At 64.7% G+C, this 17,693-nt stretch carries 29 protein-coding genes and 1 tRNA gene; 13 read left to right on the forward strand and 17 right to left on the reverse strand.

Translation table 11 applies throughout. From position 1 onward, the window contains the following. Nucleotides 1–27 precede the first annotated feature (27 nt). Nucleotides 28–570 (forward strand): DUF421 domain-containing protein, encoded by a 543-nt coding sequence (locus AAG612_RS01545; protein ID WP_342506573.1) that lies wholly within the window; start codon nucleotides 28–30, stop codon nucleotides 568–570. Here AAG612_RS01545 and aroB read toward each other — a convergent pair. Together aroB and AAG612_RS01555 are read right to left on the reverse strand one after the other, a co-directional pair. Further along, nucleotides 564–1,682, reverse strand: a complete 1,119-nt coding sequence (gene aroB / locus AAG612_RS01550; protein ID WP_342506575.1) for a 3-dehydroquinate synthase — start codon at nucleotides 1,680–1,682, stop codon at nucleotides 564–566. The genes AAG612_RS01545 and aroB overlap by 7 nt on opposite strands. After that, entirely contained in the window at nucleotides 1,670–2,242 is a 573-nt protein-coding gene (locus AAG612_RS01555; protein ID WP_342506577.1) for a shikimate kinase, read from the reverse strand. The genes aroB and AAG612_RS01555 overlap by 13 nt, the downstream gene beginning before the upstream one ends. Before the next feature lie 55 nt (nucleotides 2,243–2,297). Here AAG612_RS01555 and AAG612_RS01560 point away from each other — a divergent pair, with 55 nt between their 5' ends. The 5 genes from AAG612_RS01560 (at nucleotide 2,298) to AAG612_RS01580 (ending at nucleotide 7,797) form a co-directional block, all read left to right on the forward strand. Beyond that, nucleotides 2,298–2,450 (forward strand): hypothetical protein, encoded by a 153-nt coding sequence (locus AAG612_RS01560; RefSeq protein ID WP_342506580.1) that lies wholly within the window; start codon nucleotides 2,298–2,300, stop codon nucleotides 2,448–2,450. Beyond that, complete coding sequence (locus tag AAG612_RS01565) at nucleotides 2,447–4,312, forward strand: hypothetical protein (RefSeq protein ID WP_342506582.1); 1,866 nt, start codon at nucleotides 2,447–2,449, stop codon at nucleotides 4,310–4,312. The genes AAG612_RS01560 and AAG612_RS01565 overlap by 4 nt, the downstream gene beginning before the upstream one ends. Before the next feature lie 20 nt (nucleotides 4,313–4,332). Next, the gene (locus tag AAG612_RS01570) at nucleotides 4,333–5,241 is read left to right on the forward strand and encodes a tyrosine recombinase (RefSeq protein ID WP_342506584.1); all 909 of its coding nucleotides are present in this window, start codon (nucleotides 4,333–4,335) and stop codon (nucleotides 5,239–5,241) included. Then, a complete protein-coding gene (locus tag AAG612_RS01575) occupies nucleotides 5,241–6,197 on the forward strand; it encodes an acetyl-CoA carboxylase carboxyltransferase subunit alpha (RefSeq protein ID WP_342506587.1) in 957 nt (318 codons plus the stop codon). The genes AAG612_RS01570 and AAG612_RS01575 overlap by 1 nt, the downstream gene beginning before the upstream one ends. A gap of 124 nt (nucleotides 6,198–6,321) precedes the next feature. Continuing rightward, on the forward strand, nucleotides 6,322–7,797 hold the full coding sequence (locus tag AAG612_RS01580) for a M48 family metalloprotease (RefSeq protein WP_342506589.1): 1,476 nt from the start codon (nucleotides 6,322–6,324) through the stop codon (nucleotides 7,795–7,797). Between the two features lie 75 nt (nucleotides 7,798–7,872). On the opposite strand, the gene AAG612_RS01585 is transcribed toward AAG612_RS01580, so the two are convergent. Both AAG612_RS01585 and AAG612_RS01590 read right to left on the reverse strand, forming a co-directional pair. After that, complete coding sequence (locus AAG612_RS01585) at nucleotides 7,873–8,040, reverse strand: Flp family type IVb pilin (RefSeq protein ID WP_342506591.1); 168 nt, start codon at nucleotides 8,038–8,040, stop codon at nucleotides 7,873–7,875. A gap of 114 nt (nucleotides 8,041–8,154) precedes the next feature. Further along, nucleotides 8,155–8,337: a Flp family type IVb pilin gene (locus AAG612_RS01590; protein ID WP_342506593.1), complete on the reverse strand. Its 183-nt coding sequence runs from the start codon at nucleotides 8,335–8,337 to the stop codon at nucleotides 8,155–8,157. Between the two features lie 163 nt (nucleotides 8,338–8,500). On the opposite strand from AAG612_RS01590, the gene AAG612_RS01595 reads away from it, so the two are divergent. Together AAG612_RS01595 and AAG612_RS01600 are read left to right on the forward strand one after the other, a co-directional pair. Beyond that, nucleotides 8,501–8,890, forward strand: coding sequence for an NUDIX domain-containing protein (locus tag AAG612_RS01595; protein ID WP_342506595.1), 390 nt, complete (start codon nucleotides 8,501–8,503; stop codon nucleotides 8,888–8,890). 108 nt (nucleotides 8,891–8,998) lie between these two features. Continuing rightward, nucleotides 8,999–9,075 (forward strand) — tRNA-Arg (locus AAG612_RS01600). Nucleotides 9,076–9,159: 84 nt separating this feature from the next. On the opposite strand, the gene AAG612_RS01605 is transcribed toward AAG612_RS01600, so the two are convergent. The 6 genes from AAG612_RS01605 to AAG612_RS01630 all read right to left on the reverse strand — a co-directional run bounded on the left by AAG612_RS01605 (nucleotide 9,160) and on the right by AAG612_RS01630 (nucleotide 12,449). Continuing rightward, nucleotides 9,160–9,945 carry an NUDIX hydrolase gene (locus tag AAG612_RS01605; RefSeq protein WP_342506597.1) on the reverse strand — a complete coding sequence of 262 codons (786 nt, stop codon included), beginning with the start codon at nucleotides 9,943–9,945 and terminating at the stop codon, nucleotides 9,160–9,162. Between the two features lie 246 nt (nucleotides 9,946–10,191). Further along, nucleotides 10,192–10,521, reverse strand: a complete 330-nt coding sequence (grxD, locus tag AAG612_RS01610; protein WP_342506599.1) for a Grx4 family monothiol glutaredoxin — start codon at nucleotides 10,519–10,521, stop codon at nucleotides 10,192–10,194. 36 nt (nucleotides 10,522–10,557) lie between these two features. Then, a complete protein-coding gene (locus tag AAG612_RS01615) occupies nucleotides 10,558–10,791 on the reverse strand; it encodes a BolA/IbaG family iron-sulfur metabolism protein (RefSeq protein ID WP_342506601.1) in 234 nt (77 codons plus the stop codon). A 5-nt stretch (nucleotides 10,792–10,796) separates the two neighbouring features. Further along, complete coding sequence (locus tag AAG612_RS01620) at nucleotides 10,797–11,120, reverse strand: DUF1476 domain-containing protein (protein WP_342506603.1); 324 nt, start codon at nucleotides 11,118–11,120, stop codon at nucleotides 10,797–10,799. Nucleotides 11,121–11,231: 111 nt separating this feature from the next. Further along, nucleotides 11,232–12,233: an NADPH:quinone oxidoreductase family protein gene (locus AAG612_RS01625; protein ID WP_342506605.1), complete on the reverse strand. Its 1,002-nt coding sequence runs from the start codon at nucleotides 12,231–12,233 to the stop codon at nucleotides 11,232–11,234. A 36-nt stretch (nucleotides 12,234–12,269) separates the two neighbouring features. Further along, complete coding sequence (locus tag AAG612_RS01630) at nucleotides 12,270–12,449, reverse strand: hypothetical protein (RefSeq protein WP_342506607.1); 180 nt, start codon at nucleotides 12,447–12,449, stop codon at nucleotides 12,270–12,272. A gap of 134 nt (nucleotides 12,450–12,583) precedes the next feature. Here AAG612_RS01630 and AAG612_RS01635 point away from each other — a divergent pair, with 134 nt between their 5' ends. The 5 genes from AAG612_RS01635 to AAG612_RS01655 are packed head-to-tail and all read left to right on the forward strand — an operon-like array spanning nucleotide 12,584 to nucleotide 15,514. After that, nucleotides 12,584–13,009 carry an acyl-CoA thioesterase gene (locus AAG612_RS01635; RefSeq protein ID WP_342506608.1) on the forward strand — a complete coding sequence of 142 codons (426 nt, stop codon included), beginning with the start codon at nucleotides 12,584–12,586 and terminating at the stop codon, nucleotides 13,007–13,009. 49 nt (nucleotides 13,010–13,058) lie between these two features. Beyond that, nucleotides 13,059–13,820 carry a fatty acid desaturase gene (locus tag AAG612_RS01640; protein WP_342506610.1) on the forward strand — a complete coding sequence of 254 codons (762 nt, stop codon included), beginning with the start codon at nucleotides 13,059–13,061 and terminating at the stop codon, nucleotides 13,818–13,820. Then, nucleotides 13,817–14,335, forward strand: a complete 519-nt coding sequence (locus tag AAG612_RS01645; RefSeq protein ID WP_342506612.1) for a sterol desaturase family protein — start codon at nucleotides 13,817–13,819, stop codon at nucleotides 14,333–14,335. Before AAG612_RS01640 ends, AAG612_RS01645 begins: the two co-directional genes overlap by 4 nt. Then, the gene (locus tag AAG612_RS01650) at nucleotides 14,332–14,667 is read left to right on the forward strand and encodes a hypothetical protein (protein ID WP_342506614.1); all 336 of its coding nucleotides are present in this window, start codon (nucleotides 14,332–14,334) and stop codon (nucleotides 14,665–14,667) included. Before AAG612_RS01645 ends, AAG612_RS01650 begins: the two co-directional genes overlap by 4 nt. 52 nt (nucleotides 14,668–14,719) lie before the next feature. Continuing rightward, nucleotides 14,720–15,514, forward strand: coding sequence for a hypothetical protein (locus AAG612_RS01655; RefSeq protein ID WP_342506616.1), 795 nt, complete (start codon nucleotides 14,720–14,722; stop codon nucleotides 15,512–15,514). Between the two features lie 15 nt (nucleotides 15,515–15,529). Here AAG612_RS01655 and AAG612_RS01660 read toward each other — a convergent pair whose 3' ends face one another. Genes AAG612_RS01660 through AAG612_RS01690 form a run of 7 tightly spaced genes read right to left on the reverse strand, consistent with a single transcriptional unit; the run spans nucleotide 15,530 to nucleotide 17,678 of the window. Next, nucleotides 15,530–15,937, reverse strand: coding sequence for a SufE family protein (locus AAG612_RS01660; protein ID WP_342506618.1), 408 nt, complete (start codon nucleotides 15,935–15,937; stop codon nucleotides 15,530–15,532). Nucleotides 15,938–15,980: 43 nt separating this feature from the next. Further along, complete coding sequence (locus AAG612_RS01665; RefSeq protein WP_342506620.1) at nucleotides 15,981–16,157, reverse strand: hypothetical protein; 177 nt, start codon at nucleotides 16,155–16,157, stop codon at nucleotides 15,981–15,983. After that, nucleotides 16,154–16,387 carry a hypothetical protein gene (locus tag AAG612_RS01670; RefSeq protein WP_342506622.1) on the reverse strand — a complete coding sequence of 78 codons (234 nt, stop codon included), beginning with the start codon at nucleotides 16,385–16,387 and terminating at the stop codon, nucleotides 16,154–16,156. Before AAG612_RS01670 ends, AAG612_RS01665 begins: the two co-directional genes overlap by 4 nt. Nucleotides 16,388–16,430: 43 nt before the next feature. After that, on the reverse strand, nucleotides 16,431–16,724 hold the full coding sequence (locus AAG612_RS01675) for a hypothetical protein (RefSeq protein ID WP_342506623.1): 294 nt from the start codon (nucleotides 16,722–16,724) through the stop codon (nucleotides 16,431–16,433). After that, nucleotides 16,724–17,029: a hypothetical protein gene (locus AAG612_RS01680; RefSeq protein ID WP_342506626.1), complete on the reverse strand. Its 306-nt coding sequence runs from the start codon at nucleotides 17,027–17,029 to the stop codon at nucleotides 16,724–16,726. Before AAG612_RS01680 ends, AAG612_RS01675 begins: the two co-directional genes overlap by 1 nt. Next, a complete protein-coding gene (locus tag AAG612_RS01685) occupies nucleotides 17,029–17,370 on the reverse strand; it encodes a hypothetical protein (RefSeq protein ID WP_342506628.1) in 342 nt (113 codons plus the stop codon). The genes AAG612_RS01680 and AAG612_RS01685 overlap by 1 nt, the downstream gene beginning before the upstream one ends. After that, the gene (locus AAG612_RS01690; RefSeq protein ID WP_342506630.1) at nucleotides 17,370–17,678 is read right to left on the reverse strand and encodes a hypothetical protein; all 309 of its coding nucleotides are present in this window, start codon (nucleotides 17,676–17,678) and stop codon (nucleotides 17,370–17,372) included. Before AAG612_RS01690 ends, AAG612_RS01685 begins: the two co-directional genes overlap by 1 nt. Nucleotides 17,679–17,693 lie beyond the last annotated feature (15 nt).

The raw sequence follows: 17,693 nt of genomic DNA on the forward strand, positions 1-17,693 counted from the left end.
GTCACCGTCTTCGCGCATTGAGCGTGCATGGACTGGGTTGGTGTTTTCTTTGACGGATGGAACGGGCTGCTGCGCACGGTCGTGGCTGCGATCACGTCCTATGTCGGATTGATCGTCGTCCTGCGGGTTAGCGGCAAGCGCTCTCTCGCGAAGCTCAACGTCTTCGATTTCGTCGTCACCGTCGCGCTCGGCTCGACCCTCGCGACGATCCTGCTGTCGACAGACGTTGCGCTGGCAGAGGGCATGACCGCCTTCGTCATGCTGATTGCCCTCCAGTGGATCGTGGCGCGCTTGTCGGTGCGGTGGGTGCCGTTCCGGCGCCTGATCCGATCCGATCCGCGCCTCCTGCTGCAACATGGCAAGCTCAACCGTCGGACGATGGATGACGAGCGGATCACCGAAGTCGAGGTGGACGCCGCAATCCGGAAAAAAGGCTTCGGCGGTCGCTCCGACATCGCGTGGGTTGTGCTGGAAAGCGATGGCTCCTTCTCGGTGATCGCCGAGACGTCCGCGGGCGACGGGGTTGCGCTCGAAAGCGTGCCCGACGAACCGCGGCCGCAGGGTCAGTGAGCCTGTAGCTGCTCGTCCATGAACGCGGCGACATCCGCCAGCTCCACATCGCGCGCGACGAAAGCCTCGCCGATCGCGCGCAGGAGGATGAAGGGCACCGTGCTCGCCTCGGCCTTCTTGTCGTTGCGCATATGGTGGGCGAGGGTGCTCCCGTCGCAATCGAGCCCAAGCGCCGAAATTTCGGTCGGCAGGCCCGCGCGTGCCAGCGCATCGGCCACACGCTCCGCATCGGCGAGCGAAATAAGCTCGCGCCGCGCGGAATAGCGTGCCGCCAGCACCATGCCCAAGGCTACCGCCTCGCCATGCAGTAGCCTGTCCGAAAACCCGGTCTCCGCCTCTAGCGCGTGGCCGAAGGTGTGGCCGAGGTTCAGCAGCGCGCGCGCATCCTTCGTCTCGCGCTCGTCTTCGGCGACGACGCGCGCTTTCATGCCGACGCAATGCGCGATCACGGATTCGAGCGTCGCATCGTCGCAAGCAAGGATCGCCGAACTCTCGCTATCGACGCGCGCGAGGAAATCGGCGTCGCCGAGGATGCCGTACTTGAACACTTCGGCCAGCCCGGCGCGCATTTCGCGCTGCGGCAAGGTGGCGAGGCAGGTGGTGTCTGCCAGCACGAGCGAGGGCTGGTGGAACGCGCCGATCAGGTTCTTGCCCGCGGGCGCGTTGATCGCGGTCTTGCCGCCGACGCTCGAGTCCACCTGCGCCAGCAGCGTGGTGGGCAGCTGCACAAAGCCGCAACCGCGCTTGAGGATGGCGCAGGCAAAACCGACGAGGTCACCAACCACGCCGCCGCCCAGCGCGAACACATGATCCGAGCGCGTCACACCACGATCGAGCAACCAGTCGGTCAGCCGGACCAGTTCGTCCCAGCTTTTCGAGCTTTCTCCGGGCGCGACCTCGTACCAGTCGATCGAGTGCCCGGCCGATCGGAAGGAGGCCTGCAAACGCTCGCCGTGCAGACGTTTCGCGTTGGCGTCGGCCACCACCGGCACGGCGCGCTTGCCATAGGGTTCGATGAAGGAATGGGCGTCCGCATGAACCCGTTCGAGCAGCCCGGGACCGACCTTCACCCGATAGCTTCGCCCGGCCAGTGCGACATCTACGTCAGCCATTGTTCGATTCCCTCGATAATCGCCCATGCGGTGCGGGTGTGCGGGCCTCGCTGACCCTCTACCCGGATATGCGCCTGCGCGTAATACGGTGCGCGTTCTTTCATCAGGCGGCTCAGGATTGCTTCGGGATCGCCATCGCGCAGCAAGGGCCGATTGTCGCGCCGTCCCGTCCGCTCCACCAGAGTGGCGAGGTCGCAGTCGATCCACACCGCGATCGCACCTTCGAGGATGAGGGCGCGCGTCTCCGCATTGATGAACGCGCCGCCACCGGTTGCGATAATACCGTGGTTTTCCTCCATCAGCCGCGCAATCACGCGGCGTTCACCGTCGCGAAAATAGGCTTCGCCGAATTCGCTGAAGATTTCCGCGATGGGAAGGCGCGCAGCCTCCTCGATTGCGTCGTCGGCATCGATGAAGCTGCATTTGAGGATCGTTGCGAGGCGCCGCCCCACGGTGGACTTGCCTGCGCCCATCAGCCCGACCAGCACGATTGGCCGGTCGAGCCGCGCGGTCAGCGCCGCAACGCGGGACTTGGCGGCGAGGGACGACACGGGCTCCATTGCTCGGCGGCGTAGAGATGGGCTAGGGCGATGGCAACAAAGGGTATCGGATCGCGTGCAGATAGACATTTCCAAAACTGCGCGGCAGCGCATCGCCGTGGGCGTGGCAGTCGTCGCGCTCATTATCGGCTGGGCCTGGTGGGATGGCGGGGAAGAACCCGTCCGCCCGGTCGCGCAGACCATCGATCTGTCGGAGATGGAGGCATGAAGACGCGCGTGAAAGCGACGCTGCTGACGGGCGCGGGGCTGGCCATGCTGGCCGCGCCGATCGCGCTGATCGCGGGCAACCCGCAATCGCTGCTGCCGCCGGGCATGCAGGACCCTTCACCAGCTCCGGCGCCCACGCCGACGGCAAGCGCGCCTGCGCCGAGCCCCACACCGACGAGCGCCGCCACGCCGGTGGTGCAGGACGTCCCCGACGAGAGCGATGAAGACGGCGCGTCATCGGATGAGGGTTCGTCGAGCAGCAGCGGCAATCGCCTGCCGACGCTGGAGGAACTCGAGGCGCTCGATACGGACGAGCTCGACGAACTGCTCGGCCTCAAGCCCAAGTTCGACATTCCCGCGGCACAGCGCCGCGCCACGACCCGCGTCGGCATCCTTGCAGAAGACGAGGGCGGGCTGCCCGCCGTCTCGCTGGCAAACCAGCCGCAATCGCTGGTTCGCGCGGCCATCTCGGGTACGCAAGGCCGACTGGTTTCGCGCTGGGGGCACATCGCGCTGCGGCGCGCACTGGCGAGCCGTCTCGCGCCGCCCGCGGGCATGAGCGGGGCGGAATTCGCAGGCCTGCGCGCGCAGTTGCTCAACCGGATGGGCGAATTCCCCGCGGCCCGCGCCATCGCGCAGGATATCGATGTCGACAGCTGGAACACCCGCCTCGCGAATGCCGCGGTCGACGCTTACATCGCGACGGGCGATATCGTTGGTGCATGCCCGCTCGCGGTGCTACGTGGCGGATACCGCGACGATGTGGAATGGCGCATGCTGCGCTCGATCTGCAATTCCTACGGCGGCGAAACCGCACGCGCCCGTAACGACCTGATCCGCCTGCGCGACCGGGTCGATGGCGAGGAGACCGAAGTCATCGACGTGCTGCTGGCGCAGCGCTTCGCGGGTGCGGCGGGCCTCGGCAACAGCGTGGTCAATATCGAGTGGGACGATGTCGATGAGTTGACGCCATGGCGCTATGGCCTCGCCGCAGCACTAGGCATCGATATCCCCGAACGGCTGATCGACGATGCCGGTCCCTATTACCAGCGCGCTTCGGCATCGCTGCCATCGCTGCCGCTACCCTTGCGGATCGATGGCGCGCGCCGCGCCGCGCGCGAGGGGATATTCTCTTCCTCCGCCCTGATCGATCTCTATTCGCAGGCCTATGCGGCGAGCGGCAATGACGGCGCGATCGGCAGCGACGCGGCCCTGTTGCGGACTGCCTATGTCGATCCCGATCCGGCCGCCCGCCTCGCCGCGATTCGCAGCCTGTGGGGCGAGGGCACGCAGATCCCCTACGACCGGCAGGTGCTGACCGCCTATGCCGCCGCGCGCATCCCCGCGAACGGGAGCTTTTCCGGCGACGCCGGGCCGCTGATCGCCGCAATGCTGACCGCCGGGCTCGATCGCGATGCCGCACGGTGGAGCAGTATCGTGGACGAAGGCGATGCGGGCTGGGGCCTGCTGGCCGTCGGGCTGCCAGATGCCGACGGTGCCGTCTCGAGCAATGCCATCGACGCGTTTCGCGACAATGATTCGAGCACGGGCAGCCGCCGCACGCGCTTCCTCGTCGCTGGCCTTGCAGGCCTGGGGCGGATTTCGAGCGGGACGCGCAATTCGTGGGATCGCGAGCTGGATCTCGAATTGTCGCGCGAGACCCGCTGGAGCGAGGCGATTGCGCGTGCGGGCGAGGTTGAGAACGCGGCGCTTGTCACGCTTCTCATGGGGCTGGGCATGCAGGGCGACGACTGGAACCGGATGACCCCGCGGCACCTCTTTCACATCGTCTCCGCGCTCCGCCAAAGCGGCATGGAAGCCGAGGCGCGGATGATCGCGGCGGAGGCGATCGCGCGCGGTTAGACCGACCGCATGGCGAACTCATGTCCCACGCAGCGATAGAGGATTTTCTGGCGGCGCTGGCGGTGGATCGCGGCGCGGCCGCCAATACGCTCGCTGCCTACCGCCGCGACCTAGAAGGTGCGGCGCAGATCGTCGGCCCGCTCGAGGATGCCCCGCGCGGGGCACTGGCAAAGCTCGGCACGGCATGGGCCGATCTCGCCCCGGCGACGGTGGCGCGCAAGGCATCGGCGCTGCGGCAATTTTTCGGGTTTCTCGAGGACGAGGGGCTGCGGGTGGATAATCCCTCCGCTGCACTGCCCAATCCTGCCAGGCGCCGCAGCCTGCCCAAGGTGCTCGACCATGACGAGATCGCCGCGCTCTTCGCGCAGGCCGAGCAGGAGGCCGAAGGCGACAAACCCGCCGCCATTCGCCTGCTCGCGATGCTTGAGCTGCTCTATGGCTCCGGGTTGCGCGCGACCGAGCTGGTCGCGCTGCCATTGGCCTCGGTCCCGCGGGATGCACCGTTCCTTACGATTACCGGCAAGGGCGGCAAGGAGCGGCTGGTGCCGATGGGCACGCGGGCCCGCAGCGCGGTCTCGCGCTGGCTGACCGTGCGCGCCGAAGGCTCGCCCTGGCTGTTCCCGTCACGGATGAGCCATCTGACGCGCATCAGGCTTTACCAGCTAATCAAGGGCCTGGCGCAGCGCGCGGATATTCCTCCGGCGAAAATAAGCCCCCACGTTCTGCGCCATGCATTCGCCACGCACCTGCTGGAAGGTGGGGCGGACCTGCGCGCTCTCCAGACGCTGCTCGGCCACGCGGACATCGCCACAACCCAGATATATACCCATGTCGAGGCCGCACGGCTGGTCGCGCTTGTCAACGAAAGGCACCCCCTCGCGAGCCATGGCGGCTTGCGCGAGGGGCAACAGCCCGATAGCGCGGAATGATGCTGACTTTTCTCGACTTCGAGAAGCCTGTGGCACAGCTGCAGGCTCAAATCGCCGAATTGCGCGCCGCCAACGAATCTGTCGAAGGCGGCGAGCAGATCGATATTGCCGAAGAGCTCGCGAAGCTCGAGGCGAAGAGTGCGGAGATGCTCAAGAGCCTCTACGCCTCGCTTTCGCCATGGCAGAAGACGCAGGTCGCGCGGCATCCGCAACGCCCGCATTTTCGCAATTATGTGGAACACGCCTTTACCGATTTCATGCCGCTGGGCGGGGATCGCTATTTCGGCGAGGACGAGGCGATCCTGGGCGGATTCGCCACCTTGCGCGGGCGTTCGGTCATGCTGATCGGGCACGAAAAGGGCCACGACACGCAGACCCGCCTCCGGCACAATTTCGGAATGGGCAAGCCCGAAGGCTACCGCAAGGCGATCCGCCTGATGGATCTCGCCGGGCGGTTCGGCCTGCCGGTGGTCACGCTGGTCGATACCTCGGGCGCATTTCCGGGGATCGAGGCCGAGGAACGCGGCCAGGCGGAAGCCATCGCCCGCTCGACCGAGGCATGCCTTGCGCTGCCCGTGCCGATGGTCGCGACGATTGTGGGCGAGGGCGGTTCGGGCGGGGCAGTGGCGCTCGCCAGTGCCGAACGCGTGCTGATGATGGAGCATGCGGTCTATTCGGTCATCTCGCCCGAAGGCTGCGCGTCGATTCTGTGGCGCACGGCGGAAAAGGCGCCCGATGCGGCGGAGGCGATGAAGGTCACCGCGCAGAACCTGAAAGAGCTGGGCGTGATCGACCGGATCGTGCCCGAGCCTGTGGGCGGCGCACATCGCGATCCACAGTCGGCGATCCGCAATCTTGCCGATACGATCGACGACGAGCTTGGCAAGCTGGCCGGCAAGGATATCCTGCAACTGCAGGAAACGCGCGCCGATCGGTACCTCGCCATCGGCGCCTGACGCACACTTGACTGCATCCCGGTTCGGGAACCGCTTGCGCTATCGGCCTGTTGTATGGGCCATAACGCGGGCGGCGCGATCATCGCTCCCCCTCGCGTCTAACGCATCAGGGGAGACATTCCGCATGAGCCGTCGCAAAATTCTCGCATTCGCATCGCCCGTAGCCCTCGCACTGGGGCTGACCGGGTGTGCCGCAGTCGGTGGCGGACCGATTCCGGGCGCCAATACGCCTATCACGCAGAACGAGGCGCAGCAGGGCCGCGAGTATCACAGCCAGATTCTGCAGGAATTCGGCGGCGCGATGCAGGGCGGCACCGCCAATTACGTGCGCGGCGTCGGTCAGAAGATCGCGGTGCAGTCGGGCCTTGCCAATTCGGAAGGCGCGTTCACCGTCTCGCTGCTCAACAGCTCGGTCAACAATGCCTTCGCGACCACTGGCGGCTATGTCTACACCACCCGCCAGCTGGTGACGCTGATGAACAACGAGGCCGAGCTGGCCGCCGTGCTCGGCCACGAGGTCGGCCATGTTGCCGCGCGTCACTCGCAGCGGCGCCAGCAGGCGCAGCAGCAGAACACGCTGCTCGGCGCGGCGGGCGCGATTCTCTCGGGCATTCTGCTCGGCGACAGCCAGCTGGGCTCGACGCTCGGCCGGGCGGCGCTTCAGGGCTCGCAGTTGCTCACGCTCAGCTTCTCGCGCAGCCAGGAAGAAGAGGCCGATCGGCTGGGTGTCCAGTATCTCGTTTCGGCGGGCTACGATCCGCTGGCGATGAGCACGGTGCTCGAAAGCCTGGCGCGCCAGTCATCGCTCGACGCGCAGCTTCAGGGCCGTGACAATGCCAGCCTGCCGGAATGGGCCTCGACCCATCCCGATCCCGCCGGGCGCGTGCGGGATACCGCGACGCTTGCCGCCGGCAAGCCCGGGACGGTCCTCAATCGCGACACGTTCCTGCGCAATATCGACGGCCTCACCTATGGCGACGATCCCGAACAGGGCGTCATCGAAGGCCGTCAGTTCATCCATCCCGAGATGCGCTTTGCATTCACCGCGCCGCAGGGCTTCTACCTCGTCAACGGCACGCAGCAGGTGACGATCAACGGCCAGTCGGGGCAGGCAGAGTTGCGGATCGCGCAGTCGAGCGGCAGCCCTTCGCAACTGGTGAGCAGCGCGTTCCAGTCGCTATCCCAGCAGGGTCAGCAGATCCGGCCGCAGATCCAGACCACCACGGTTAATGGACTGCCCGCGGCCTATGGCGTCGCGCGCGCCAATTCGGGGCAGTCCCAGGTCGATGTCGTGGTCTTCGCCTATGACTTAGGCGGACGAAACTACTACTTCCAGGCGATTGCGCCCGCAGGTCGATCCGGGGTGTTCACACCGATGTTCGAATCTTTTCGCCAGATCAGTTCGACAGAAGCCGCGCAGGTGGTTCCGCGCGTGATCGACGTGGTGACGGTGCAACGGGGCGATACGGTGTCTTCGCTGTCGCGGCGGATGGCATACAGCACCGGGCAGGAAGCGCGCTTCCGCGTGCTCAACAGCCTCGATTCGCGCGAAGGCCTGCGGGCAGGCCAGCAGGTCAAGCTGGTGGTGCGCGGGCGCTGACGGGCCCGGCGGATACCACGCACAAAAAAACGGCGGGGATCGCTCCCCGCCGTCTTCGTGTTAGGTCGAATTGACTTAGTCGGCCGACATGTCGTCCGACACGGTGTTGAAGGTGTTGCCGAGCTGGTTGCCCAGGCTACCCATTGCAGTGATCGCGGCGACGGCGATGAGAGCGGCAATCAGGCCATACTCGATGGCGGTTGCGCCCTGCTCGTCGTTCATCAGTTCACGGAAGAATTTCATTTTTGGTCTCCTGTTGTCGTCTTCGTTACCGGCTCTGTCCACGTCCCCTCGGATAGAGCTGCTGCCGGTCTAGCCCCCGAGAGTTGAAATTTTCTAAATGCCCGTTGGCATGGCTCACGTGCGGTCGATCGCCTCGCTCGAGGTCTCGCGCACCGTGTCCCACGTGTTGATCACGCTGTTGGAGAAGGTGCCGACCGCGCTCACCATCGCGAGGAAGATAAGGGCGAGGATCAGGCCGTATTCGACGGCCGTCGCACCATTTTGGTCGCGGCAAAGGCGCTTCCAGAAGGTTTTCATCGCTACCCCCACTCGGTTGCCCAGTCGATTGCCCGGCCGATTGCCAAGCCTGCTTCCGCGACGTTAGATGCGGGCAGTTCCAGGCTGCTTGTGGCCGATCAGGGTTAAGCCGAGGTAAAACCGACTCCCGAAGGTGGAAAAAATTCCGACATATCTTCAGGTGGTGGCCGCCGCGATCGGTCCCGACGCCGCCGGACGCTGGCTGATGCACCGCCGCCCAGTGGGCAAGGCGCATGCCGGCCTGTGGGAGTTTCCCGGCGGCAAGATCGATCCGGGGGAGGGACCGCGCGAGGCGCTTGCGCGCGAGATTGCGGAGGAATGCGGTCTGGCGCTCGATCCCCACGCAATGTGCGAGGTCGGGTTCGCGGCGGACGATCCGGGCGCAGCGGGCGGCCCGCGGCCTGTATTGCTGCTGCTGATCCACTGTCCGACATGGAGCGGAGAGCCGCGTTCGCTCGAAGGTGGCGAATGGCGCTGGCTCGATCGGCAAGAGATTCGCGGCCTGCCCAAACCGCCGCTCGACCGCGAGCTGGCCGCGCGTTTTTTCGACTGATGTTGGCCGAAAACCGGCCAGATCGGCTATCTGGGGACAAAACCTGCGCCGTGGGTGACAAAAGGATTGCCAAGGTCGGGCACCCTTCCTATGTGCGGCGCCTCACAAGCGCCCGTAGCTCAGCTGGATAGAGTACCTGACTACGAATCAGGGGGCCGGAGGTTCGAATCCTTCCGGGCGCACCACTAACAAGCCCCGGGCCCTTCAGGGTTCCGGGGCTGTTTGATTCTGGAGCCTTTGCGGTCCGGTCCGGTGCTGGCACCGCGCGACTATCCGCGCTTTGCATCCCCCAGCAGGACCGAGGTAACAGGGTAGCCGCAGTCGGCGGGTATGCACAGGCTGCGCCCCTCCGGGCGTTCTTCTACCCATGGAACGATCGTGGGCATGGGCGTCGCTTCGGCGTGGGCTCTGGCCTGATCGAAGTCGTCGAACTGCGCCAATCGTTCGAGATTGCGGCGGGTGGGGAAGATGAGATCGATCTCGCCCCGGTCGGCAGCGTCGAGTGCAGCGACCGCGCTGGCCCAGAACAGCCGCGTATTCTCGCCGGCGTCCGTCGCAATCTCGACCGCGCCCGTGCCCAGATCGGCCAGATAGAAGCGCGTGTCGAAGATGCGCGAGAGACGCTCGTTCTTGGGAAACCAGCGCGCGAAGGGCACCAGATCGTTCAGCGCGATCCTCCAGCCCATTTGCGCCAGCACCGGTTCGAGCCGTCCCTTATCGAGCAGCATCGCACGGGCCTTCGCCGCAGACTCTGCGTCGATCGCCCCACGCAGACCGAGAGCAAGGCCCGTCTCCTCCAGTGTTTCGCGGATTGCCGCAATCTGGTGGGCTGACTCGTCGATGTCGACATATCCGGCTCGCCGCGCCAGCTCGAAATCGCTGTCGTCCACCCGCCCGCCCGGGAACACCGCCATGCCGCCCGCAAAGGCGAGTGCGCGGTTGCGTACCTGCATCAGGATCTGCGACGCACCGCCATCCGGTGCGCGGCGGAAGATCACCACCGTCGCTGCGGGAATGGCATCGCGCTCGCCGCTATCCGTTGACTTGTCAGCCACGCGGCGCGCCCGGCTTGCTGTCGGGATTTTTTACAGGGGCATTGTCAGGCTGACTGAAGTTAACCATCGGCAATCCTGCATTTGAGCCGTTTCGAAAAACTGGCACGGGGCATGCATATTGTCGTGCATCCCTGACCTTCGTTACGAGGCGGAGCCAAAAGGTCTCCTGGTTCCGCCTCCCCGAAGGTTGAAGACCCGGACGCGGTTCGGCGCATGTCCCCCCAGGCGCCGACCGCAACGGGCCGATCAGTCCGCGGTCTTCACGCCCTTGTCGGTGAAGACCTGCTGCAATTCGCCTGCTTCGAACATCTCAGTCATGATGTCCGATCCGCCGAGGAATTCGCCCTTCACGTAAAGCTGCGGGATGGTCGGCCAGTCGGAATAGGTCTTGATGCCCTGCCGGATTTCCATGTCCTGCAGCACGTCGACGCTTTCGTAGCTCACACCACAATGGTCGAGGATATGCACCGCACGGCTGGAAAAGCCGCATTGCGGGAACAGGGGCGTGCCCTTCATGAAAAGGACGACGTCGTTTTCCCCGACGATGCCGGAAATGCGTTCTTTGGTATCTGCCATGAGTTTTTAACCGCCGTTGCTTTTAGCTTCTGGCCGTCACTTGGGAGGCTCGGTGGTCAGTTGCAAGGCGTGGAGCACGCCGCCCATTTTCCCATCGAGCGCATCGTAGACCATCTTGTGCTGCTGGACGCGGCTTTTGCCCGCGAATTGCGGGGCGACGACCTTCGCCGCCCAATGATCGTTATCCCCGGCAAGATCGCGCATTTCGACCTCGGCGCCGGGAAGGGCTGCTTGGATCATGCCCGCGATTTCGTCCGCCTGCATCGGCATTGGGCTTATGCCCCTTCGATCAGCTGGCGGCGAGCCTCGATCTCGCATTCGGCCAGCTTGGCGCGCACTGCGGCTTCGTCCACGTCGCAGGACGCGGCGGTAAGATCGCCGAGCACCTTGCGGATCACGTCTTCGTCGCCCGCTTCCTCGAAATCGGCCTGGACGACCGCCTTCTTGTAGCTATCGGTTTCCTCATCGGTAAGGTTCATCAGACCCGCCGCCCATTCGCCGAGCAGGCGATTGCGCCGCGCAGCCACCTTGAAGGCGGTTTCCTCGTCCATTGCATACTTGGATTCTTCGCCCCGGCGGCGGTCGTTGAAATCGGTCATGATCGTGCTGCCTTTTCGGTTGGCCCGTTGTGGTGGTCGGGCCCGCTTCGTTTGCTGGTAAGTGTCGTGATCGAAGATAGGCCTCCGCGACGCGCGCGACAAGCGAGGTTGCTACTTGTCCATCGACACCACCAGCTTGCCGATGGCCTGCCGGTTTTCCAGCTTCTCGATCGCCTTGTGCGCATCATCGAGGCTGAAGGTTTCGCTGATCTGCGGGCTGATCTTGCCGTCCTGCCAGAATTCGAACAGCTCGGCGATGTTCTGCGCGTTGCGCTGCGGTTCGCGCGCGGCGAAGGCGCCCCAGAAGACGCCGCGAATGTCGCAGCTCTTGAGCAATGTGAGGTTGAGCGGCATCTTCGCGATGCCCGCCGGGAAGCCGATCACCAGGAAGCGGCCTTCCCATGCGATGGAGCGCAATGCGGGTTCCGAATAGTCGCCGCCGACAATATCGACCACGATGTCCGCACCATTGGCACCGACTGCGGCCTTGAAATCGCCGGCCAGTTTCTTCGAGGCATCCTTGTCGAAGGGCGCGCGCGGGTAGACGACGGTTTCGTCTGCGCCTGCGTCCTTCGCGACCTTGGCTTTCTCGTCGCTGGAGACTGCCGCGACCACCTTGGCCCCGTAGGCCTTGGCCAGCTCGATCGACGCAAGGCCCACGCCGCCTGCCGCGCCGAGCACCAGCACGGTATCGCCCGGCTTGATATTGCCGCGATCCTTCAGCGCGTGGATCATCGTGCCGTAGGTCATGAGCAGCGCCGAAGCCGCGGTCAGGTCGATACCTTCGGGCACCTTGAATAGCCGTCCCGCTTCGACGCAGACCTGTTCGCGCAGGCCGCCGCTGCCGATGCCCGACAGCACGCGGTCGCCGACCTTCCAGCCGTCCACGCCTTCGCCGACGGCGGCGATGGTGCCCGAGATTTCTCCGCCCGGTGAAAAGGGGCGCTCGGGTTTGAACTGATAGAGATCGCGAATGATCAGCGTGTCGGGGAAATTGATCGCGCAGGCGGCGATATCGACCAGCACTTCGCCCTTGGCGGGGCTGGGCGTATCGATCTGTTCGATGACGAGCGTTTCGGGCCCGCCCACTTCTTTGGTCAGCACGGCTTTCATGGGTCTCTCTCCCTTATTGTTCTGATCGGTAAAGGCTTAGTCGGTCTGCGGGTCTTCGCCCGAGGGGATCGGTGGCAGCTGCTTGGGCTCCGTATCCTTGTTCCCCGATTTGCGACGCTTGCCTGCGTAAAGCAGCGCGGCGGCAATGGCGGCGGACCCGATGGCGGCACCGGTCGCGAGGGCGACTCCGGAAAGGTTCTTGTTGGACTTGCTCATGCCTATCCTAGTGCATGGCGCGCGAATTCGTTGCAACCGCAAGGCGACACAGCGCACGAAAGCGGCGCGAAAAAAGGACGAGAGTCCGGCCGATGGTCATGGTAATGTAAGCCTTTGATCGCTAGCTTACACATATGTCAGCAAAGCCTTACGCTCATCCGATCAATATCAAGCCCGCCGATATCGACTTCATGGGGCACGTGAACAACGCGCGCTACCTCGGCTGGGTGCAGGACGCCGTGCTGGCGCACTGGCAGAAATTCGCGCCTGCCGATGCTGTGGCTGAGCGTGCGTGGGTCGCGCTCAAGCATGAGATCACCTATCGCAAGCCAGCCTTCCTCGAAGACGATATCATCGCGCGCACCGTGCTCGAGAGCACCAGGGGGGCGCGCGCTTTCTATCACACCGTGATCGAGCGGGGCGAGGAAGTTCTGGCCGAGGTCAAGTCGAGCTGGTGCTGCATCGACGCGAAAAGCCTGCGGCCCGCGCGGATCGGCGAGGAAATCGCGAGCTACTTTTTCCCGCGGCACGATGGCAAAGGCCCCGGCAGCGAGGATTGATCGCGATCCCGGCTTTCGCTGCAAGCGTCGAGCGTCTATTGCCAGCCCCATGTCCCGCGCATTCCTTTCATCCTTTCAACCGGTGGTCGGCCTCGCGCTCGCGCTTGCGATCCTGGGCGGCTGGATCGCGCTGCACGGCTTTGCGCTGCTCGCCTTCGATCTGAGCTGGGAAACCCTGCCGCTCGCTCTGGGCATGGTGGCGGTCCTGTGCTGGCTCTCTGTCGGGCTTTTCATCGTCAGCCATGATGCCATGCACGGCTCGCTCGTCCCCGGCGCGCCGCGTTTGAACACGGCCATCGGCACCGCGCTGCTGTTCCTTTACGCCGGCTTTTCCTACGACAAATTGCGCGCGGCCCACTGGGAGCATCACAAGGCCCCGGGGACGGATCGCGACCCCGATTTTGCGGCCGACCATCCGCGCGCGTTCTGGCCATGGTATGCGACCTTCCTGCGGTGCTATTTCGGGCTCGGCTCGTTCTTCTACGTGACGGCGATCTTCTGGGTGCTGCACTTCGCGCTGGAGGTGTCGATCGTGCAGGCAATGGTGTTCTACGCCGTCCCGTCGATCGCCAGCTCGCTGCAGCTGTTCTATTTCGGCACTTTCCGCCCGCACAGGCATGGCGAAGACACGTTCGTGGACCGGCATAACGCGCGCAGCGACAATTTCGGCACGCTGGCGAGCTTTGTGACCTGTTACCATTTCGGCTATCATCTGGAGCATCACCACCACCCGCACGTGCCGTGGTGGGCATTGCCCGATGCACGGCGCGAAGCGCGCGCGCAGCCTATCGAAGAAGGAGCCGGGGCATGAGCCTGTGGCAGATCGTCGCCATCGTCGCCATCACCTTCGTGGCGATGGAATTCTACGCGTGGGCGCTGCACAAATACGTGATGCACGGCTTCGGCTGGGGCTGGCACCGCGACCATCACGAACCGCATGACAACCGGTTCGAGAAGAACGATCTTTATGCTCTCGTCGGGGCAGGCATCAGCATCTCGCTATTCGTCATCGGCAGCCCGCTGGTGATGGGCGACAATGCGTGGGAGCCAGCGACCTGGATCGGCGTGGGCGTGCTCGCTTACGGGGTGGTCTACACCTTCATCCACGATGGCCTCGTCCACCAACGCTATTTCAAGATCGTGCCCAAACGCGGCTATGCCAAGCGTCTGGTGCAGGCGCACAAGCTGCACCATGCGACGATCGGAAAGGAGGGCGGGGTGAGCTTCGGCTTCGTATGGGCCCACGATCCGGCCAAGCTGAAGGCGGAGCTGAAGCGCCAGCGCGAGGCGGGTATCGCCGTGGTGCGCGACAGCGCTGGGGCGTGACCGGGCAGAACGACCGAATACTCTTCGAGCTCGACGACCCGGAGAAACTCGCGGATCGTTACTCCGAGCTGCGAAGCCGTTACGCGGATAGGCCCCAGTCGCGCTGGCTCCTGCGCATCAAGGAACTTCGTGCCCGACATGGTGTGAGCATTTTAGAGGCCGAACGGATCGCGCTGGAAGAGCCCGCGATAAGACGCTGGGCATTGAAGATGATGAACTCGAACCAGACGTGCCGGAAGGCGGCACAAAGCCACATCCGCCATAATGGGGAAAAATCGCTGATCGAGACTGACGGCTTCGTCTTCAGCTACCGGCAAGAGTGCGATAGCTAGCGCCCCGGCTCGCCTCCCTGCTTGTCTCTCCGTCCCATTCTCCTGAGGCCCGTTGCCCGAAGCTCAGTCCCTTGACGATCACCCGCTGTTCGAACCGCTGCGCAGTGAGCGCGGCCGGCGGCTGGTCGGGCTCGTCGCCGCACTGGCGATCGAGGCGGTCCTGCTGATCGTTCTCCTGACGCTGAGTATCCGCGACGAGCCGGCAGCCGCACCGGGCAGCCTCACTGTGGTCGACCTGAAGGCGCAGAACGAGCCATCGCAAGAGCCGGAGCAAGCCGAGCAGGAGCCGAGCGAGACCGCCCGGCCAGTTGCGCAGCCAGCGGCCCCCTCCGATCCGCAAGTCGAGCGTCCCGAGCTGGTGCAGCCCGAAGTGATGCCCCCGGTTGCGTCCACACCGCCGATGCCGCAGCGGGTCATACCGTCGCCGTTCAAGCTGCCGCCGCAGCAGGAGCCTGCGCGCCCGGCGAAGCAGGATGCGCCGAAGCAGGTCTACGGGCCGGTCGATACCGGCCCGCGACCGGGCATGGCGGATTCCGAAGTGGTTGGCACCGCGCCCGATGGGCAGCCGCTTTACGCCGCGCGCTGGTATCGCGAACCGGACGATAGCGAGCTGGCGGGCTATCTCTCCACCGCGAGCGGACCGGGCTGGGGCCTGATCGCGTGCAAGACGGCGCCCGAATTTCGCGTGGTCGATTGCGTGCCGCTTGCCGAATATCCGCAACGCTCGATGATAAACCGCGCCGTCCTGGCGGCTGCATGGCAGTTCCGGGTTCGTCCGCCGATGCTTGGCGGCAAGCCCCAGATCGGCAGCTGGGTCCGGATCCGGATCGATTACAGAAACCGCTGAGCGGCGGCGCGCAGGTTACCCCGTCGCAATCCGTGCGGCGTGTTCCTTCACCAGCGCGATCATGTTGGGCACGCCTTGCGTCCGGTTGCTCGATAGCTGGTTCTTCAGGTCGAACGGGTCGAGCGCCCCGGTCACGTCCATCTGCGCCACTTCGGCAGCGGGCTTGTCCTGCACCGCGGCGATTACCAGCGCGACGATGCCCTTGGTGATCGCGGCGTTGCTGTCCGCCAGGAAATGCAGCTTGTCGCCTTCTCCGGTGGGATAGACCCACACCGCTGCCGAGCAGCCGCGCACCAGCGTTGCGTCGGTCTTGAGCGCGTCGGGCATGTCTTCCAGATCGCGGCCAAGCTCGATCAGCAGACGATAGCGTTCGTCCCCTTCGAGGAATTCGTATTCTTCGCGGATATCGTCGAGGCTGCGCATGAGGGCGGATGTAGGGGCGCGATCCGCCTGCGTCCATGCAGGACTAGCCGGAAATCCCGCCCGGGCGCGTCAGAGCGTAATAGATCACGTAAAACCACGAGAGGAAGCCGTGCACGATCGCCCAGACGATCGACTGGTGAAGCGACCACGAAATCGCGACCGCGATGGCACTGCCGAGGCCGATGCCCGCCTGCGCGGCCTGGCTCGATGCTCCGCTCACAGATCCACCCCGTTGGCGATGGCTTCGAGCTTGCGGATGCGTTCGCGCAGGTCGGCGAGCGCAATCCGGCCTGCGCCGCGCGTGTCGTCGGGAGCTGCGTCGCCGCGCGATATGGCGTCCAGCTCGCGGCGTTTGAGTGCCAGCCAGCCTTCCCAGGCGCGCAACAGTGCTGCAGCGACCAGCCCGAGGCCGAGAAGCGATGTGGCGGCGATAACCAGTGTCGGCTCCATAACTTTCAGTCCTCCATTGGCTGCCCCGTCGTCGGGGAGAGGGTCAGTTCTGCTCTTCGCGCAGCGCGTCGATCTCGGCAGAGATGCGCGCGCGTTCCTGCGCGGTGGTGTTGTTCTTGTCGTAGGCGATGCGCTCCAGCACCGCGATCCGCTCTTTCAGCGTCTCGATTTCGCGCTGGGCTTCCTCGTCGGTTTCGGGGCGTTCCGGTCGATGGGTGATCGTCTGGTTGCCCATCATGTCTTCGGTGATCCCGGCCTGCGAATTGTAGCGCGCGCGCAGGATGCTGGCGACGGCGCCGATCATTACGATCAGGACAATGGCGCTCCACATGCTCATCAGTTGATCTCCTTGCTTTCACGCAGACCCTCGATCTCATGATTCAGGGCATAGCCGCTGTCGGTCACGATCCGCTCGACATTGCCGAGGCGGTCCTTGATGGAGCCCAGTTCTGCGCGCAGCTGGGCGTTTTCCTGCGTCAGCAACTTCACGCGCTCTTCGCTGCCCTTGGGATAGATCGCCTTGCCCCAGCTGTTTTCCAGCGGGTAGCCGTGCTTGATCCGCATCCAGGTGGTGAGGACCCAGCCCGCCACACCGGCCAGACCGACGATCGCGATCACTTCGGAAGTCATTTCGAAAGGCATCACACGCTTTCCCTCTTGCCGGTGTCGAGCGGCACGCCGCTGCTTTCATCGCGCCGCAGCGCCTCGATCTCGTCCGACAGCGAATAGCCGCGTTCGGTCACGATCTTCTCGAGCACTTTCAGCCGTTCGGCATGATCGTCGAGCCGCTGGACCAGCTTTGCGTTCTCGCCGCGCAGCCCCTCGATCTCGGCTGACTTGTCGGCGCGGCTGGTCTTGCCGCCCCATTCGTCTTCCAGATCGTAGCCATGCTTGGCGCGGATCCAGTTGTTGATCAGCCATCCGCCCGTCGTCAGAGCGATGATGAGGACGACGATGCCGGGGCCGCTGAAGAGGTCTTCCATCAGGCGCGCTCCCGCTTGTCGAAGTCGAGCGACATGCCTGCCGCCTCATCGTGGCTGCGCGCATCGCGCAGCGCCTCGATTTGGGTGGCGACGTCGTAGCCCTTGTCGGTCACGATGCGTTCGAGCACCTGGACCCGGTCCTCGAGCCGCTGGATCTGAGTGGCGTATTGCGCGGCCTTTTCGGCGCTGGCGCTGGCGGTGGTTTCGATCTGCATCTCGGCCAGTTTTCGCTGGTGGGTCGTCCAAATTGCTATGATCGGGATCGAGAGGGCAATAATCGGGATCATGAGGCCCAAGAAGGCTTCCATTGGTAGTCTCCCCTA

It is taken from the genome of Citromicrobium bathyomarinum (assembly GCF_038594605.1).
Classification (GTDB): Bacteria; Pseudomonadota; Alphaproteobacteria; order Sphingomonadales; family Sphingomonadaceae; genus Alteriqipengyuania; species Alteriqipengyuania bathyomarina_B.

Bases quoted from the DNA above. Each gene is read 5' to 3' on its own strand.
- AAG612_RS01545 (WP_342506573.1), top strand. From the start codon at position 28: ATGGACTGGGTTGGTGTTTTCTTTGACGGATGGAACGGGCTGCTGCGC.
- aroB (WP_342506575.1), bottom strand. From the start codon at position 1,682: ATGGCTGACGTAGATGTCGCACTGGCCGGGCGAAGCTATCGGGTGAAG.
- AAG612_RS01555 (WP_342506577.1), bottom strand. From the start codon at position 2,242: ATGGAGCCCGTGTCGTCCCTCGCCGCCAAGTCCCGCGTTGCGGCGCTG.
- AAG612_RS01565 (WP_342506582.1), top strand. From the start codon at position 2,447: ATGAAGACGCGCGTGAAAGCGACGCTGCTGACGGGCGCGGGGCTGGCC.
- AAG612_RS01570 (WP_342506584.1), top strand. From the start codon at position 4,333: ATGTCCCACGCAGCGATAGAGGATTTTCTGGCGGCGCTGGCGGTGGAT.
- AAG612_RS01575 (WP_342506587.1), top strand. From the start codon at position 5,241: ATGCTGACTTTTCTCGACTTCGAGAAGCCTGTGGCACAGCTGCAGGCT.
- AAG612_RS01580 (WP_342506589.1), top strand. From the start codon at position 6,322: ATGAGCCGTCGCAAAATTCTCGCATTCGCATCGCCCGTAGCCCTCGCA.
- AAG612_RS01585 (WP_342506591.1), bottom strand. From the start codon at position 8,040: ATGAAATTCTTCCGTGAACTGATGAACGACGAGCAGGGCGCAACCGCC.
- AAG612_RS01590 (WP_342506593.1), bottom strand. From the start codon at position 8,337: ATGAAAACCTTCTGGAAGCGCCTTTGCCGCGACCAAAATGGTGCGACG.
- grxD (WP_342506599.1), bottom strand. From the start codon at position 10,521: ATGGCAGATACCAAAGAACGCATTTCCGGCATCGTCGGGGAAAACGAC.
- AAG612_RS01615 (WP_342506601.1), bottom strand. From the start codon at position 10,791: ATGCCGATGCAGGCGGACGAAATCGCGGGCATGATCCAAGCAGCCCTT.
- AAG612_RS01620 (WP_342506603.1), bottom strand. From the start codon at position 11,120: ATGACCGATTTCAACGACCGCCGCCGGGGCGAAGAATCCAAGTATGCA.
- AAG612_RS01625 (WP_342506605.1), bottom strand. From the start codon at position 12,233: ATGAAAGCCGTGCTGACCAAAGAAGTGGGCGGGCCCGAAACGCTCGTC.
- AAG612_RS01630 (WP_342506607.1), bottom strand. From the start codon at position 12,449: ATGAGCAAGTCCAACAAGAACCTTTCCGGAGTCGCCCTCGCGACCGGT.
- AAG612_RS01635 (WP_342506608.1), top strand. From the start codon at position 12,584: ATGTCAGCAAAGCCTTACGCTCATCCGATCAATATCAAGCCCGCCGAT.
- AAG612_RS01640 (WP_342506610.1), top strand. From the start codon at position 13,059: ATGTCCCGCGCATTCCTTTCATCCTTTCAACCGGTGGTCGGCCTCGCG.
- AAG612_RS01645 (WP_342506612.1), top strand. From the start codon at position 13,817: ATGAGCCTGTGGCAGATCGTCGCCATCGTCGCCATCACCTTCGTGGCG.
- AAG612_RS01660 (WP_342506618.1), bottom strand. From the start codon at position 15,937: ATGCGCAGCCTCGACGATATCCGCGAAGAATACGAATTCCTCGAAGGG.
- AAG612_RS01670 (WP_342506622.1), bottom strand. From the start codon at position 16,387: ATGGAGCCGACACTGGTTATCGCCGCCACATCGCTTCTCGGCCTCGGG.
- AAG612_RS01675 (WP_342506623.1), bottom strand. From the start codon at position 16,724: ATGAGCATGTGGAGCGCCATTGTCCTGATCGTAATGATCGGCGCCGTC.
- AAG612_RS01680 (WP_342506626.1), bottom strand. From the start codon at position 17,029: ATGCCTTTCGAAATGACTTCCGAAGTGATCGCGATCGTCGGTCTGGCC.
- AAG612_RS01685 (WP_342506628.1), bottom strand. From the start codon at position 17,370: ATGGAAGACCTCTTCAGCGGCCCCGGCATCGTCGTCCTCATCATCGCT.
- AAG612_RS01690 (WP_342506630.1), bottom strand. From the start codon at position 17,678: ATGGAAGCCTTCTTGGGCCTCATGATCCCGATTATTGCCCTCTCGATC.